The 14211-nt window shown below is 67.2% G+C and carries 12 protein-coding genes and 1 pseudogene; all 13 read left to right on the top strand.

The features are described 5' to 3' along the window. Position 1 precedes the first annotated feature (1 nt). Positions 2-1519 (top strand): 3-hydroxyacyl-CoA dehydrogenase PaaH, encoded by a 1518-nt coding sequence (gene paaH, locus CHB99_RS25855; RefSeq protein ID WP_042127497.1) that lies wholly within the window; start codon positions 2-4, stop codon positions 1517-1519. Continuing rightward, entirely contained in the window at positions 1512-1952 is a 441-nt protein-coding gene (gene paaI, locus CHB99_RS25860; RefSeq protein WP_042127499.1) for a hydroxyphenylacetyl-CoA thioesterase PaaI, read from the top strand. Before paaH ends, paaI begins: the two co-directional genes overlap by 8 nt. Beyond that, complete coding sequence (gene pcaF / locus CHB99_RS25865) at positions 1949-3160, top strand: 3-oxoadipyl-CoA thiolase (RefSeq protein WP_042127501.1); 1212 nt, start codon at positions 1949-1951, stop codon at positions 3158-3160. The genes paaI and pcaF overlap by 4 nt, the downstream gene beginning before the upstream one ends. 73 nt (positions 3161-3233) lie before the next feature. Further along, positions 3234-4553 (top strand): phenylacetate--CoA ligase PaaK, encoded by a 1320-nt coding sequence (gene paaK / locus CHB99_RS25870; protein ID WP_042127533.1) that lies wholly within the window; start codon positions 3234-3236, stop codon positions 4551-4553. 421 nt (positions 4554-4974) lie between these two features. Further along, positions 4975-5964, top strand: coding sequence for a 1,2-phenylacetyl-CoA epoxidase subunit PaaA (gene paaA, locus CHB99_RS25875; protein ID WP_042127503.1), 990 nt, complete (start codon positions 4975-4977; stop codon positions 5962-5964). A gap of 25 nt (positions 5965-5989) precedes the next feature. Further along, positions 5990-6271 (top strand): 1,2-phenylacetyl-CoA epoxidase subunit PaaB, encoded by a 282-nt coding sequence (gene paaB / locus CHB99_RS25880; RefSeq protein WP_042127504.1) that lies wholly within the window; start codon positions 5990-5992, stop codon positions 6269-6271. Further along, a complete protein-coding gene (gene paaC, locus CHB99_RS25885) occupies positions 6271-7026 on the top strand; it encodes a 1,2-phenylacetyl-CoA epoxidase subunit PaaC (RefSeq protein ID WP_042127506.1) in 756 nt (251 codons plus the stop codon). Before paaB ends, paaC begins: the two co-directional genes overlap by 1 nt. Next, positions 7013-7546, top strand: a complete 534-nt coding sequence (gene paaD / locus CHB99_RS25890; protein WP_042127508.1) for a 1,2-phenylacetyl-CoA epoxidase subunit PaaD — start codon at positions 7013-7015, stop codon at positions 7544-7546. The genes paaC and paaD overlap by 14 nt, the downstream gene beginning before the upstream one ends. Positions 7547-7567: 21 nt before the next feature. Beyond that, positions 7568-8644 (top strand): 1,2-phenylacetyl-CoA epoxidase subunit PaaE, encoded by a 1077-nt coding sequence (gene paaE / locus CHB99_RS25895; protein ID WP_042127510.1) that lies wholly within the window; start codon positions 7568-7570, stop codon positions 8642-8644. Between the two features lie 207 nt (positions 8645-8851). Next, complete coding sequence (locus tag CHB99_RS25900; RefSeq protein ID WP_042127511.1) at positions 8852-9160, top strand: DUF485 domain-containing protein; 309 nt, start codon at positions 8852-8854, stop codon at positions 9158-9160. Beyond that, a pseudogene (locus CHB99_RS25905) lies at positions 9151-10719 on the top strand (cation acetate symporter); the annotation flags it as partial. The gene CHB99_RS25900 and the pseudogene CHB99_RS25905, both read left to right, overlap by 10 nt. Before the next feature lie 31 nt (positions 10720-10750). After that, complete coding sequence (locus CHB99_RS25910; RefSeq protein ID WP_042127516.1) at positions 10751-11977, top strand: OprD family porin; 1227 nt, start codon at positions 10751-10753, stop codon at positions 11975-11977. Between the two features lie 32 nt (positions 11978-12009). After that, positions 12010-14064 carry a phenylacetic acid degradation bifunctional protein PaaZ gene (gene paaZ / locus CHB99_RS25915; protein WP_042127518.1) on the top strand — a complete coding sequence of 685 codons (2055 nt, stop codon included), beginning with the start codon at positions 12010-12012 and terminating at the stop codon, positions 14062-14064. Positions 14065-14211 lie beyond the last annotated feature (147 nt).

The raw sequence follows: 14211 nt of genomic DNA on the forward strand, positions 1-14211 counted from the left end.
AATGAACGCACTGCACACCAATGTGCCGGTCGCGGTGATCGGCGCCGGGGCCATGGGCGCCGGCATTGCCCAGGTGGCGGCCAGCGCCGGACACCGGGTCTTCCTTTATGACAACCGTCCCGGGGCGGCAGCCCAGGCCATCGAAGGCATCGGCAGGCAACTGGCGCGCCGGGTCGACAGCGGCAAGCTGGCCGCCAGCGCCCGCGACGCCTGCCTGAACGCGCTGGTGCCAGTGGACACGCTGGAACAACTGGCGAATGCCGGCCTGGTGATCGAGGCCATCGTCGAGCACCTGGAGGTCAAGCAGAACCTGCTGCGCCAGCTGGAAGCCAGCTGCCGCGAAGACTGCATTCTCGCCAGCAATACCTCGTCGATTTCCATCACCCGTCTCGGTGCCGGCATGACACGCCCGGAGCGCCTGGTGGGCATGCACTTCTTCAATCCGGCGCCGGTGATGGCGCTGGTGGAAGTGATCAAGGGCCTGGCCAGCGATCCCGCCGTGGTGGACTGCGTCCTCGCCACCGCCGCGGCCTGGGGCAAGAAACCGGTGCTGGCACGTTCCACCCCCGGCTTCATCGTCAACCGCGTGGCCCGGCCGTTCTACGCCGAGAGCCTGCGCCTGCTGCAGGAAGGCGTGGCCGACTGCGCCAGCCTCGATGCCCTGCTGCGCGAGGCCGGCGGCTTCGCCATGGGTGCGTTCGAACTGACCGACCTGATCGGCCACGACGTCAACTACGCGGTGACCTGCTCGGTATTCGACGCCTATTACCAGGACATGCGCTTCCAGCCGTCGCAGATCCAGAAGGAACTGGTGGACGCCGGGCATTTCGGCCGCAAGAGCGGACGCGGCTTCTATGACTACCGCGAGGGCGCCGAGCGGCCCCAGGCGCTGACCCTGCAAAGCAGCGCCGACGTGCCGGAAGTGGTTGTCGAGGGTGAAATCGGCGTGCTGCAAGGGCTGCTGGAGCGACTGAGCGCCGCTGGCGTGAAGGTGAGTCGCCGTGCCGGTCGTGGCCTGCTGCGGGTCGGCGAAGCCACCCTGGCCCTGAGCGACGGCCGTCTCGCCGCGCAACGCAGCGTCGACGAAGGCCTGACCAACCTGGTCCTGCTGGACCTGGCCCTGGACTACCCAGGCTGCACCCGCCTCGGCATCGCCTGGGCCGTCGGCACCGAAGCGGCGGCGGTGGACCAGGTCGTCGCCCTGCTCGCCCATGCCGGTATCGCCGTCACCCCGCTGCGCGACAGCCCTGCGCTGTGCGTACTGCGCACCGTGGCCATGCTCGCCAACGAAGCCGCCGACGCCCTGCTGCAAGGCGTGGCTTCGGCGGCGGACATCGACCTGGCGATGCGCGCCGGGGTCAATTACCCGCGCGGGCCACTGGCCTGGGCCGACCAGTTGGGCCATGGCCTGCTGGTCGAGGTGCTCGACAACCTGCAAACCGCCTATGGCGAAGAACGCTACCGCCCGTCCCTGCAACTGCGTCGGCAACTGGCCGAAGGAGCCCGCTTTCATGAATGACCGTCTGGATCTGGCCAGCCGCTGCGCCCAGGCCCTCTACGAACGCGATGCCGCCAGCCAGGGCCTGGGCATGCGCCTGCTGGCCAGCGGCCCGGGCAATGCCACGGTGGGCATGAGCGTGCGCGCCGACATGCTGCAGGGCCACAACACCTGCCACGGCGGCTTGCTTTTCGCCCTCGCCGACTCGGCCTTTGCCTTCGCCTGCAACAGCCACAACGATGCCACCGTGGCCCAGGGCTGCAGCATCGACTACATCGCCCCGGCCTTCGCCGGCGACACCCTCACCGCCCGTTGCAACGAACTGAGCCGGGGCAAGCGCACCGGCGTCTATGACGTGCGCATCGAGAACCAGCACGGCCAGTTGATCGCGCTGTTTCGTGGCAAGTCCTACCAGATACGCGGCAGCGTGCTCGCAACGGAGACCCTGAAATGAACGACGCCCTGATCATCGATGCCGTGCGCACGCCCATTGGCCGTTACGCCGGTGCCCTCAGCAGCGTGCGCGCCGACGACCTCGGCGCGGTGCCGCTGCGCGCCCTGATGCAGCGCCACCCGCAGGTGGACTGGAACGACGTGGACGAGGTGTTCTACGGCTGCGCCAACCAGGCCGGCGAGGACAACCGCAATGTCGCACGCATGTCGGCGCTGCTGGCCGGGCTGCCGGTGAGCGTGCCGGGGGTGACCCTCAACCGCCTCTGCGCCTCCGGCCTGGAGGCGGTGGGCGCGGCGGCGCGGGCGATTCGCTGTGGCGAGGCCGGGCTGGTCCTGGCTGGCGGTGTCGAGTCCATGTCCCGCGCGCCGCTGGTGATGGGCAAGGCCGAGAGCGCGTTCTCGCGCACTGCCGAGCTGTTCGACACCACCATCGGCTGGCGTTTCGTCAACCCGCTGATGGAACGCCAGTACGGCATCGACAGCATGCCGGAGACCGCCGAGAACGTCGCCGCGCAGTTCAATATCAGCCGCGCCGACCAGGACGCCTTCGCCCTGCGCAGCCAGCAGCGCGCAGTGGCGGCCCAGGCCAACGGGCGCCTGGCGGCGGAAATCGTCCCGGTGGAAATCCCCCAGCGCAAGGGCCCGGCCAGGGTGGTCGAGCAGGACGAACATCCCCGCGCCGACACCACCCTGGAACAGCTGCAGCGCCTCGCCACGCCGTTCCGCGTCGACGGCAGCATCACCGCCGGCAATGCCTCCGGGGTCAACGACGGTGCCTGCGCCCTGCTCCTGGCCAGCCGCAAGGTGGCCGAGCGCTACGGCCTCAAGGCCCGTGGCCGGGTGCTGGCGATGAGCAGCGCCGGGGTCGAGCCGCGGATCATGGGCATCGGCCCGCTGCCGGCGACGCGCAAGGTGCTGGAGCTGACCGGCCTGGCGCTGGCCGACATGGACGTCATCGAACTCAACGAAGCCTTCGCCGCCCAGGGCCTGGCGGTGCTGCGCGAACTGGGCGTGGCCGACGACGATCCACGGGTCAACCCCAATGGCGGCGCCATCGCCCTGGGTCACCCGCTGGGCATGAGCGGCGCGCGCCTGGTCACCACCGCGCTGCATGAACTGGAACGGCGCAACGGCCGCTACGCCCTGTGCACCCTGTGCATCGGTGTCGGCCAGGGCCTGGCGCTGGTGATCGAACGACTCGACGACTGAATACAGAACGCTCCCGGGCGCCGGGTTATGCTTGGCGCCATGCACTCACAAGAACAACATGCAGAGTGAACCGATGAACATGCAGATGTCCCCCGCCTCCGTGCTCGACCCGATGGAAACCGCCAGCGTCGACGAACTGCGCGCCCACCAGTTGCAACGCCTGCGCTGGAGCCTGGAGCACGCCTGGCAGAACGTGCCGATGTACCGCCAGCGCTTCGCCGAGCTGGACGTGCACCCGTCCGACCTCAAGAGCCTGGATGACCTGGCGAAATTCCCCTTCACCGTGAAGAACGACCTGCGCGACAACTACCCCTTCGGCCTGTTCGCCGTGCCGCAGCACGACATCGTGCGCCTGCACGCCTCCAGCGGCACCACCGGCAAGCCGACGGTGGTCGGTTACACGCAGAAGGACATCGACACCTGGGCCGACCTGGTGGCCCGCTCGATCCGCGCCGCCGGCGGGCGCAAGGGTGACAAGGTGCATGTGTCCTATGGCTATGGCCTGTTCACCGGCGGGCTCGGTGCGCACTACGGCGCCGAGCGCCTGGGCTGCACGGTGATCCCCATGTCCGGCGGCCAGACCGAGAAGCAGGTGCAGCTGATCCGCGACTTCCAGCCGGACATCATCATGGTCACGCCGTCGTACATGCTCAACCTCGCCGACGAGATCGAGCGCCAGGGCATCGACCCGCACCAGTTGGCCCTGCGCCTGGGCATCTTCGGTGCCGAACCGTGGACCCCGGAACTGCGCGCGTCGATCGAGGCGCGCCTGGGCATCACCGCCCTGGACATCTATGGCCTCTCGGAAATCATGGGCCCGGGCGTGGCCATGGAATGTGCCGAGAGCCGCGACGGGCCGACGGTGTGGGAAGACCATTTCTATCCGGAGATCATCGACCCGGTGACCGGCGCGGTGCTGCCGGATGGCGAGCTGGGCGAGCTGGTGTTCACCACCCTGAGCAAGGAAGCCCTGCCCATGGTGCGCTACCGCACCCGCGACCTGACCCGCCTGCTGCCGGGCACGGCGCGGCCGATGCGGCGCATCGACAAGATCACCGGGCGCAGCGACGACATGCTGATCATTCGCGGGGTCAACGTGTTTCCGACCCAGGTCGAGGAGCAGGTGCTCAAGGTCAGGCAACTGGCCGAGTGCTACGAGATCCACCTGTACCGCAACGGCAACCTGGACAGCATCGATATCCACGTCGAACTGCGCGGCGAGCACCAGCACCTGGGCGATGCGCAGCAGAAGGAGGTCTGTGCGGAGCTGAGCCGGCATATCAAGACCCATATCGGCATCAGCTCGCGGATCGTGTTGCAGCCGGCGTATTCGATCAAGCGGTCGGAGGGGAAGGCTTGTCATGTGTATGACAAGCGCAAGCAGACTGCCTGACACCTTCCTTCATCGACTATGACTACGCGGTCCTCGTAGGAGCTGGCTTGCCTGCGAAAGGACCCGTAGGAGCTGGCTTGCCTGCGAAAGGACCGCAAAGCGGTCCCTGATGACACTGCAATCGGGACCGCTACGCGGTCCTTTCGCAGGCAAGCCAGCTCCTACAGGTCCGCGAGCCAGCGCCTGCGAGAGTTGCGCCTCCTCAGCCCCACCGCCTCGGCTAGTACCCTCCTGAACATCTTCAGCGCTCGATCCTGAAAGCCCTGAAAGCGCATCGGCATGCCCGCGCACCCCGCAAAACCCCCAATCCGATACAAAAACCAATTACGACACCATTTTTTCTGTTTGATATTTGGTTTTGTATCACTTATAACTATCTCCACGCCCAAGCCCCCCCACGACAAAAAGGCGGGAGACACACATGTACGCACAACTGGTCGAAACCGGCGTCAAGCGCCTGAAGACCCTCGCAGAGATGTCCGAGCAGGAACGCGCCTTCCAGGAGCGGATCGACGCGGAGATCAAGATCGAAGCCAAGAACTGGATGCCGGATGCCTATCGCCAGACGCTGATCCGGCAGATTTCCCAGCACGCCCACTCGGAAATCGTCGGCATGCTGCCGGAAGGCAACTGGGTCACCCGCGCCCCGTCGCTCAAGCGCAAGCTGCAACTGATGGCGAAGATCCAGGACGAGGCCGGGCACGGTCTGTACCTGTACAGCGCGATGGAAACCCTCGGCGCCGATCGCGATACGGAAATTGAAAAGCTGCACAGCGGAAAAGCAAAATATTCCAGCATCTTCAACTACCCGACCCTGAGCTGGGCCGATGTCGGCGCGGTGGGCTGGCTGGTGGATGGCGCGGCGATCGTCAACCAGGTGGTGCTCCAGCGCACCAGCTACGGCCCCTACTCGCGGGCGATGATCCGCATCTGCAAGGAAGAGAGCTTCCACCAGCGCCAGGGCTACGAAATCCTCCTGACCATGATGCGCGAAGGCACCCAGGCGCAGAAGGACATGGTCCAGGACGCCATCGACCGCCTCTGGTGGCCGTCGCTGATGATGTTCGGCCCCAGCGACGAACACTCGCCCAACAGCGCCCAGTCCATGGCCTGGAAGATCAAGCGCCAGAGCAATGACGAACTGCGCCAGCGCTTCATCGACCAGACCGTGCCGCAACTGGAACTGCTCGGCTGCACCGCCCCCGACCCGGACCTGAAGTGGAACGCCGAACGCGGTCACTACGATTTCGGTGCGATCCAGTGGGACGAATTCTACGAAGTGCTCAAGGGCAACGGCCCGTGCAACCAGGAACGCGTCGCCACCCGCCGCCAGGCCATCGAGGACGGCGCCTGGGTACGCGCCGCCGCCGTCGCCCACGCCCGCAAGAAAGCCAACAAGAACGCCGCCTGAGCGTCGCCTGACCGGAGAAATCGCCATGTCCGAATGGACCCTGTTCGAAGTATTCGTGCGCAGCAAGCACGGCCTCAACCACAAGCATGTCGGCAGCGTGCACGCCGCCGACGCCGCCATGGCCATCGACAACGCCCGCGAGCTGTACACCCGGCGCAACGAAGGCGTGAGCCTGTGGGTGGTGCCCTCGGCGCTGATCACCGCCTCGTCGCCGGACGACAAGGACCCGCTGTTCGCCCCGTCCGAGGACAAGATCTACCGTCACGCCAGTTTCTACGAGCTGCCGGCCGAAGTGGGGCACATGTGATGAACCAGGACCTGATCCAGTACCTGCTGCGCCTGGGCGACAGCGCCATGGTCCAGGCCCAGCGCCTGTGCCAGTGGTGCGGCCGCGCCCCGGCGCTGGAAGAAGAACTGGCGCTGATGAACGTCGGCCTCGACCTGGTCGGCCAGGCGCGCAATTGGCTGGAGTACGCCGCCGAGCTGGCCAACGACGGTCGCGATGCCGACCACCTGGCGTTCCGCCGCGACGAGCGCGCCTACCGCAACCTGCTGCTGGTCGAGCAGCCCAACGGCGACTATGCGGTGACCCTTCTCAAGCAGTTCTTCTACGACGCCTGGCACTTCGCCGTGCTGCAGGGCCTGAGCCACTCCAGCGACGAACGCATCCAGGGCATCGCGGCCAAGGCGCTGAAGGAAGTCACCTATCACCTGCGCCGCTCCGGCGAGTGGGTCGAGCGCCTGGGCGACGGCACCGAGGAAAGCCGCCAGCGCATGCTCGCCGCCCTGCCCCAGGTCTGGCGCTTCACCGTCGAGCTGGTGGACGCCGATGCGCTGGAGCAACGCCTGTTCCAGGCCGGGGTCATCGGTAATCCGGAGCAGGTCGCGCTGACCTGGCAGCGTCAGGTCGAGGAGACCTTCGAACGCGCCACCCTGCCGTTGCCGCAGCCGGCCGTCCACTTCTACCTCAGCGGTCGCCAGGGCCTGCACAGCGAGCACCTGGGCCTGCTGCTGGCGGAAATGCAGTCCTTGCCGCGAGCCTACCCCGATGCAACCTGGTGACCTGATCGCCAGCGACCGCGGCGCCCGCGCGCCCCGGGCCGACGACCTGAGCCAGGCCTGGACGGTGCTGGAACAGGTCATGGACCCGGAAGTGCCGGTGGTCAGCGTGGTCGACCTCGGCATCGTCCGCGACCTGGACTGGAGCGACGGCCATCTGCGGGTGGTGGTCACCCCCACCTACTCCGGTTGCCCCGCCACCGAGGTGATCGAGCAGGACATCCGCCAGGCCCTGGAACAGGCCGGTTTCACCGAGCCCCGGCTGACCCGGCAACTGAGCCCGGCGTGGACCACCGACTGGATCAGCGACAGCGGCCGCGAGCGCCTGCGCGCCTATGGCATCGCCGCGCCGGTGGGCAGCGCGAGCAAGCGCAGCCTGCTCGGCGAGGTCGCGCGGATCGCCTGTCCGCAGTGCGGCAGCGTGCATACCGAACGGCTCAGCGAGTTCGGTTCCACCGCCTGCAAGGCCCTGTACCGCTGCCGCGACTGCCGCGAGCCCTTCGATTATTTCAAGTGCATCTGAGCGCTTGCTGGAGATTTCCCCATGAGCCAGTTCCATAGCCTGACCGTCAAGCAAGTGCGCAGCGAAACCCGCGATGCCGTGTCGATCCTCTTCGATGTGCCGCGGGAGCTGGACGAGACCTTCCGCTTCACCCAGGGCCAGTACCTGGTCCTGCGCACCCAGCTGGACGACGAGGAAGTGCGCCGCTCCTACTCGATCTGCACCGGCATCAACGACGGCGAACTGCGGGTGGCGGTGAAGAAGGTCGCGGGCGGGCGTTTTTCCGCCTTCGCCAACGAGGTACTGAGCGCCGGCGACGTGCTCGACGTGATGCCGCCGTCCGGCAGCTTCCACGTGCCCCTCGACCCGGCGCGCCATGGCCACTACCTGGCGGTGGCGGCGGGCAGCGGCATCACGCCGATCCTGTCCATCGTCAAGACCACCCTGGAAGCCGAACCGCACAGCCGCTTCACCCTGCTCTACGGCAACCGCGCCAGCGGCTCGGCGCTGTTTCGCGAGCAGCTGGAAGACCTGAAGAACCGCTACCTGCAGCGCCTCAACCTGATCTTCGTGTTCAGCCGCGAGCAGCAGGACATCGACCTGTACAACGGCCGCATCGACGCCGACAAGTGCGAGCGCCTGTTCGGCCGCTGGGTCGACGTGGCGGGCCTGGAGGCGGCGTTCATCTGCGGGCCGCAGGAAATGACCGAGACCGTGCGCGATGCCCTGAAGGCCAGGGGGATGGAAGCCGGGCGCATCCACTTCGAGCTGTTCGCCGCCGCCGGCAACGAAGCCCGCCGCCAGGCCCGCGAGGCGGCGCGCCAGGTGGATGCGGCGGTGAGCCAGGTCACCGTGATCAGCGATGGTCGCGCGCTGTCCTTCGAGCTGCCGCGCAACAGCCAGAGCGTGCTGGATGCCGGCAATGCCATCGGCGCCGAACTGCCCTACTCGTGCAAGGCCGGGGTCTGTTCGACCTGCAAGTGCAAGGTCATCGAGGGCGAAGTGGAGATGGACAGCAACCATGCCCTGGAGGACTACGAGGTGGCGGCGGGGTATGTGCTGTCGTGCCAGAGCTACCCGGTGAGTGAGCGGGTGGTGCTCGATTTCGACCAGCTCTGACCTTTCGGGCCCGGCGCGCCCCTTGTAGGAGCGTGGCTTGCCCGCGAAGGACCGTGAAACGGTCCCCGATAGTGGTGAGGTCCGGGACCGCTGCGCGGTCCTTCGCGGGCAAGCCACGCTCCTACGGGGACCGCGCAGGCAACACCGCTGTACTCCCCAAGCGTGACCGACACAACAACTACAACAAGATCAAGAGAGCGCACCCCCATGACCCCCAGTCATATCGAATCCATCCAGAACCACCCCGACTTCCAGCAACTGGTGCGGCGCAAGCGCCGCCTGAACGGCAGCCTGACCGCCGCCATGCTGGTGATCTACTACGGCTTCGTCCTGCTCGTGGCCTTCTCCCCCAGCACCCTCGGCCAGTCCCTCAGCGGCGGCGTGACCACCGTCGGCATGCTGGTGGGCGTGCTGATCGTCCTGCTGTCGTTCGGCTTGACCGGCATCTATGTGTACCGCGCCAACAACGTCCTCGATCCGCTCAACGACAAGGTCAAGCAGGAGTGCGCGCAATGAACTGGACCGCTATCGGCATGTTCCTGCTGTTCGTGCTGTTCACCCTCGGCGTGACCCGCTGGGCCGCCCTGCGCACCCGCTCGGCCGCCGACTTCTATACCGCCGGCGGCGGCCTGACCGGGATGCAGAACGGCCTGGCGATCGCCGGCGACATGATCAGCGCCGCGTCCTTCCTCGGTATCTCGGCGATGATGTTCCTCAACGGCTACGACGGCCTGCTCTACGCCCTCGGGGTCCTGGCCGGCTGGCCGATCATCCTGTTCCTGATCGCCGAACGCCTGCGCAACCTGGGCAAGTACACCTTCGCCGACGTGGTCTCCTACCGCCTGGCACAGACCCCGGTACGCCTGACCTCGGCCTTCGGCACCCTGACTGTGGCCCTGCTCTACCTGGTGGCGCAGATGGTCGGCGCCGGCAAGCTGATCGAACTGCTGTTCGGCATCAGCTACCTCTACGCGGTGATCCTGGTCGGCGTGCTGATGGTCTTCTACGTGACCTTCGGTGGCATGCTCGCCACCACCTGGGTACAGATCATCAAGGCGGTGATGCTGCTCTCCGGCACCACGTTCATGGCCTTCATGGTGCTCAAGCACTTCGGCTTCAGCACTGAAGCGATGTTCGCCAGCGCCGCCGCGGTGCACGCCAAGGGCACCGCGATCATGGCCCCGGGCGGGCTGCTGTCGAACCCGGTGGACGCGATTTCCCTGGGGCTCGGCATGATGTTCGGCACCGCCGGCCTGCCGCATATCCTCATGCGCTTCTTCACCGTCAGCGACGCCAAGGAAGCGCGCAAGTCGGTGTTCTACGCCACCGGTTTCATCGGCTACTTCTACCTGCTGCTGATCGTCATCGGCTTCGGCGCCATCGTCATGGTCGGCACCGAACCTGCCTACCGCGATGCCAGCGGCGCGATCATCGGCGGCGGCAACATGGTCGCGGTGCACCTGGCCCAGGCAGTGGGCGGCAACCTGTTCCTCGGCTTCATCTCGGCGGTGGCCTTCGCCACCATCCTCGCCGTGGTCGCCGGCCTGGCCCTCTCCGGCGCCTCGGCGGTCTCCCACGACCTGTATGCCTGCGTGATCCGCAAGGGCCAGGCCAGCGAACAGGACGAAGTGCGGGTGTCGCGCATCGCCACCCTGGTGATCGGTGTGCTGGCGATCATCCTCGGTCTGCTCTTCGAGTCGCAGAACATCGCCTTCCTCTCCGGCCTGGTGCTGGCCATCGCCGCCTCGGTCAACTTCCCGGTGCTGTTCCTCTCGATGTTCTGGAAGGGCCTGACCACCCGTGGCGCCGTGGCCGGCAGCCTGGGCGGGCTGCTCTCGGCGGTGATCCTGCTGATGCTGAGCCCGGTGGTCTGGGTCAACGTGCTGCACCACGACAAGGCGCTGTTCCCCTACAGCAACCCGGCACTGTTCTCCATGAGCGTGGCGTTCCTCAGTGCCTGGGCCTTCTCGGTCACTGACCGATCGGCCCAGGCCAGCGAAGAACGCGGCCGCTACCTGGCGCAGTTCATCCGTTCCATGACCGGTATCGGCGCCGCCGGCGCCAGCAAACACTAATCAAGCCAACGACGACTCGGGAATAACAACAATGAACCCCATTCGCCTTCTCGCCGGGCTCACCCTGCCCCTCGCCTGTACCCCGGCCCTGGCCGGCTTCGTCGAGGACAGCCACGCGAAGATCGAACTGCGCAACCACTACATCAACCGCGACTTCCGCCAGGCCAACGCCGCGCAGTCCAAGGCCGAGGAATGGGCCCAGGGCTTCACCGCCAAGCTGGAGTCCGGCTTCACCGACGGCACCCTCGGCTTCGGTGTCGACGCCATGGGCCAACTGGGCATCAAGCTCGACTCCAGCCGCGACCGCCGCAACACCGGCCTGCTGCCCTATGGCCGCGACAGCCTGGAGCCGGTGGACGACTACAGCGAACTGGGGGTGACCGCCAAGGTGCGCCTGTCCAAAAGCGTGCTGCGCCTGGGCACCCTGCAGCCGCTGCTGCCCGTGGTGACCTACAACGACACCCGCCTGCTCGCCTCGACCTTCCAGGGCGGCCTGCTGACCAGCCAGGACATCGACGGCCTGACCCTCAACGGCGGGCGCCTGACCAAAGCCAACCTGCGCGACTCGTCGAGCAACGACGATATCGGCTACGGCGCGGCCACCAGCGATCACTTCGACTTCGGCGGCGGCAGCTACGCCTTCAACCCGCAACTGAGCGTCAGCTACTACTACGCCAAGCTCGAAGAGATCTACCGTCAGCAATTCGTCGGCCTGGTCCACACTCTGCCCCTGGGCGAAGGCCTGAGCCTGCGCAGCGACCTGCGCTGGTTCGACAGCCGCGGCGACGGCGCCGAACGCGCCGGACGCATCGACAACCGCAACTTCAACGGCATGTTCACCCTGGCGGTGGGCGCGCACAAATTCAGCGGCACCTTCCAGCAGATGTCCGGTGACAGCGCCTTCCCGTTCCTCAACGGCGGCGACCCGTACACGGTCAACCTGGTCACCTACAACACCTTCACCCGCGCCGGCCTGGACTCCTGGCAGGCGCGCTACGACTACGACTTCGCCGCCCTGGGCATTCCCGGCCTGAGCTTCATGACCCGCTACACCGACGGCCGCCATGCCAAGGCCGCGGGTATCGACAACGGCCGCGAGCGCGAACGCGACACCGACCTCGCCTACGTGATCCAGAGCGGCCCGCTGAAGAACGTCAGCCTGCGCTGGCGCAACGTCACCTTCCGCTCCGGCAACGGCCTGACCAACGCCCTGGACGAGAACCGCCTGATCATCGGCTACACCCTGGCGCTGTGGTAACAGCGCCCACTACAAGAACCGGAGGACACACGATGTCTGCTGCCCCTACCTTGCAAAGCTTCATCGCCGGTCGCTGGATCGGCCAGCACGGCGCCCAGTCCCTGCGCAGCGCCCTCGACGGGCATGTCCTGGCCCATGCCCATGAGGAGCGCCTGGACTTCGCCGAGGCCCTCGACCATGGCCGCGGCCAGGGCCGCGCGGCCTTGATGGCCCTGGACTTCCAGCAGCGCGCGGCACGTCTCAAGGCCCTGGCCCTGTACCTCGCCGAGCGCAAGGAGCAGCTCTACGCCCTGTCCCACCACAGCGGCGCGACTCGCGCCGACAGCTGGATCGATATCGAGGGCGGCACCGCCACGCTGTTCTCCTATGCCGGCATCGGCGCTCGCGAACTGCCCTCGGGCAACCTGGTCCACGAAGGCCCGGCGATCCCGCTGGGCAAGCAGGGCCGTTTCGCCGGCAGCCATATCCTGGTGCCGCGGGCCGGGGTCGCGGTGCATATCAACGCCTTCAACTTCCCGATCTGGGGGATGCTGGAGAAGTTCGCCCCGACCTTCCTCGCCGGCATGCCGTGCATCGTCAAGCCGGCCACCGCCACCAGCTACCTGACCGAGGCCGTGGTGCGCCTGATGGATGAGTCCGGCCTGTTGCCGCCGGGTGCCCTGCAACTGGTGATCGGCAGCACCGGCGACCTTCTGGAGCGCCTCGACGGCCAGGACCTGGTGACCTTCACCGGCTCGGCCGACACCGCGGCGAAACTGCGGGTCACGCCCAACCTGATCCGCCACTCGGTGCCCTTCACCGCCGAGGCCGACTCGCTGAACTGCTCGATCCTCGGCCCGGACGTGACCCCGGACAGCGCCGAGTTCGAGCTGTACATCAAGGAAGTGGTGCGCGAGATGACCACCAAGGCCGGGCAGAAATGCACGGCGATCCGCCGCGCCATCGTCCCGGCGCGGCACCTGGATGCGGTGGCGACCCGCCTGCGCGAGCGCCTGAGCAAGGTGGTGGTCGGCGATCCGTCGCTGGAAGGCGTGCGCATGGGCGCCCTGGCATCCCACGCGCAGCAGGCCGACGTCGGCGAGCGGGTCGAGCAGTTGCTGCGCAGCTGCGACCAGCTGTTCGGCGCCAGCGATGGTTTCGAACCCCGTGGCGAAGGCGTGGCCAATGGCGCGTTCTTCGCCCCGACCCTGCTCCTGGCCCGGGATGCCCATGCCGAGGGCGGTGCCCACGATATCGAGGCGTTCGGTCCGGTCAGCACCCTGATGAGCTACGACGATCTGGACGAAGCCCTGGTGCTCGCCGCGCGCGGCAAGGGCAGCCTGGTGGCGAGCCTGGTCACCGCCGATCGTGCGGTAGCCGCCAGGGCCGTGCCGGTCGCCGCGGCCTGGCACGGCCGGCTGCTGGTGCTGGATGCCGAGGCCGCCGCCGAATCCACCGGCCATGGCTCGCCGCTGCCGCAACTCAAGCACGGCGGCCCGGGTCGCGCCGGGGGTGGCGAGGAGCTGGGCGGCCTGCGCGCGGTCAAGCACTACCTGCAACGGGCGGCGGTACAGGGCTCGCCGAGCATGCTGATGGCGGTGACCGGCGAGTACGTGCGTGGTGCCGAGGTGATCGAGACCGAGGTGCATCCGTTCCGCCGGCATTTCGAGGAACTGCGCATCGGCGAGTCGCTGCTGACCCATCGGCGCACGGTGACCGAGGCCGACCTGGTGAACTTCGGTTGTCTGTCGGGCGACCACTTCTATATGCACTTCGACGAGATCGCCGCGCGGGAGTCGCAGTTCGGCAAGCGCATCGCCCATGGCTACTTCGTCCTGTCGGCGGCGGCCGGCCTGTTCGTCAGCCCCGCTCCGGGCCCGGTACTGGCCAACTACGGGCTGGACAACCTGCGCTTCATCAACCCGGTGGGGATCGGCGACACCATCCAGGCGCGGCTGACCTGCAAGCGCAAGATCGACCAGGGCAAGAAGAGCCCGCAGGGGATTCCGCAGGGGGTGGTGGCGTGGGATGTGGAGGTGACCAACCAGCTTGGGGAACTGGTGGCGAGCTATGACATTCTGACCCTGGTGGTGAAGAAAGAGGGCTGACCGTTCGTAGGAGCGTGGCTTGCCCGCGAAGGACCGTGAAACGGTCCCCGATAGTGGTGAGGTCCGGGACCGCTACGCGGTCCTTCGCGGGCAAGCCACGCTCCTACGAGGACTTCAACGGCAAGCCTGATCATTGCTGCTCCAGCA

The sequence above is a fragment of the Pseudomonas japonica genome (assembly GCF_900188455.1).
Lineage (GTDB): Bacteria > Pseudomonadota > Gammaproteobacteria > Pseudomonadales > Pseudomonadaceae > Aquipseudomonas > Aquipseudomonas japonica.

Bases quoted from the DNA above. Each gene is read 5' to 3' on its own strand.
- paaH (WP_042127497.1), top strand. From the start codon at position 2: ATGAACGCACTGCACACCAATGTGCCGGTCGCGGTGATCGGCGCCGGG.
- paaI (WP_042127499.1), top strand. From the start codon at position 1,512: ATGAATGACCGTCTGGATCTGGCCAGCCGCTGCGCCCAGGCCCTCTAC.
- pcaF (WP_042127501.1), top strand. From the start codon at position 1,949: ATGAACGACGCCCTGATCATCGATGCCGTGCGCACGCCCATTGGCCGT.
- paaK (WP_042127533.1), top strand. From the start codon at position 3,234: ATGAACATGCAGATGTCCCCCGCCTCCGTGCTCGACCCGATGGAAACC.
- paaA (WP_042127503.1), top strand. From the start codon at position 4,975: ATGTACGCACAACTGGTCGAAACCGGCGTCAAGCGCCTGAAGACCCTC.
- paaB (WP_042127504.1), top strand. From the start codon at position 5,990: ATGTCCGAATGGACCCTGTTCGAAGTATTCGTGCGCAGCAAGCACGGC.
- paaC (WP_042127506.1), top strand. From the start codon at position 6,271: ATGAACCAGGACCTGATCCAGTACCTGCTGCGCCTGGGCGACAGCGCC.
- paaD (WP_042127508.1), top strand. From the start codon at position 7,013: ATGCAACCTGGTGACCTGATCGCCAGCGACCGCGGCGCCCGCGCGCCC.
- paaE (WP_042127510.1), top strand. From the start codon at position 7,568: ATGAGCCAGTTCCATAGCCTGACCGTCAAGCAAGTGCGCAGCGAAACC.
- CHB99_RS25900 (WP_042127511.1), top strand. From the start codon at position 8,852: ATGACCCCCAGTCATATCGAATCCATCCAGAACCACCCCGACTTCCAG.
- CHB99_RS25910 (WP_042127516.1), top strand. From the start codon at position 10,751: ATGAACCCCATTCGCCTTCTCGCCGGGCTCACCCTGCCCCTCGCCTGT.
- paaZ (WP_042127518.1), top strand. From the start codon at position 12,010: ATGTCTGCTGCCCCTACCTTGCAAAGCTTCATCGCCGGTCGCTGGATC.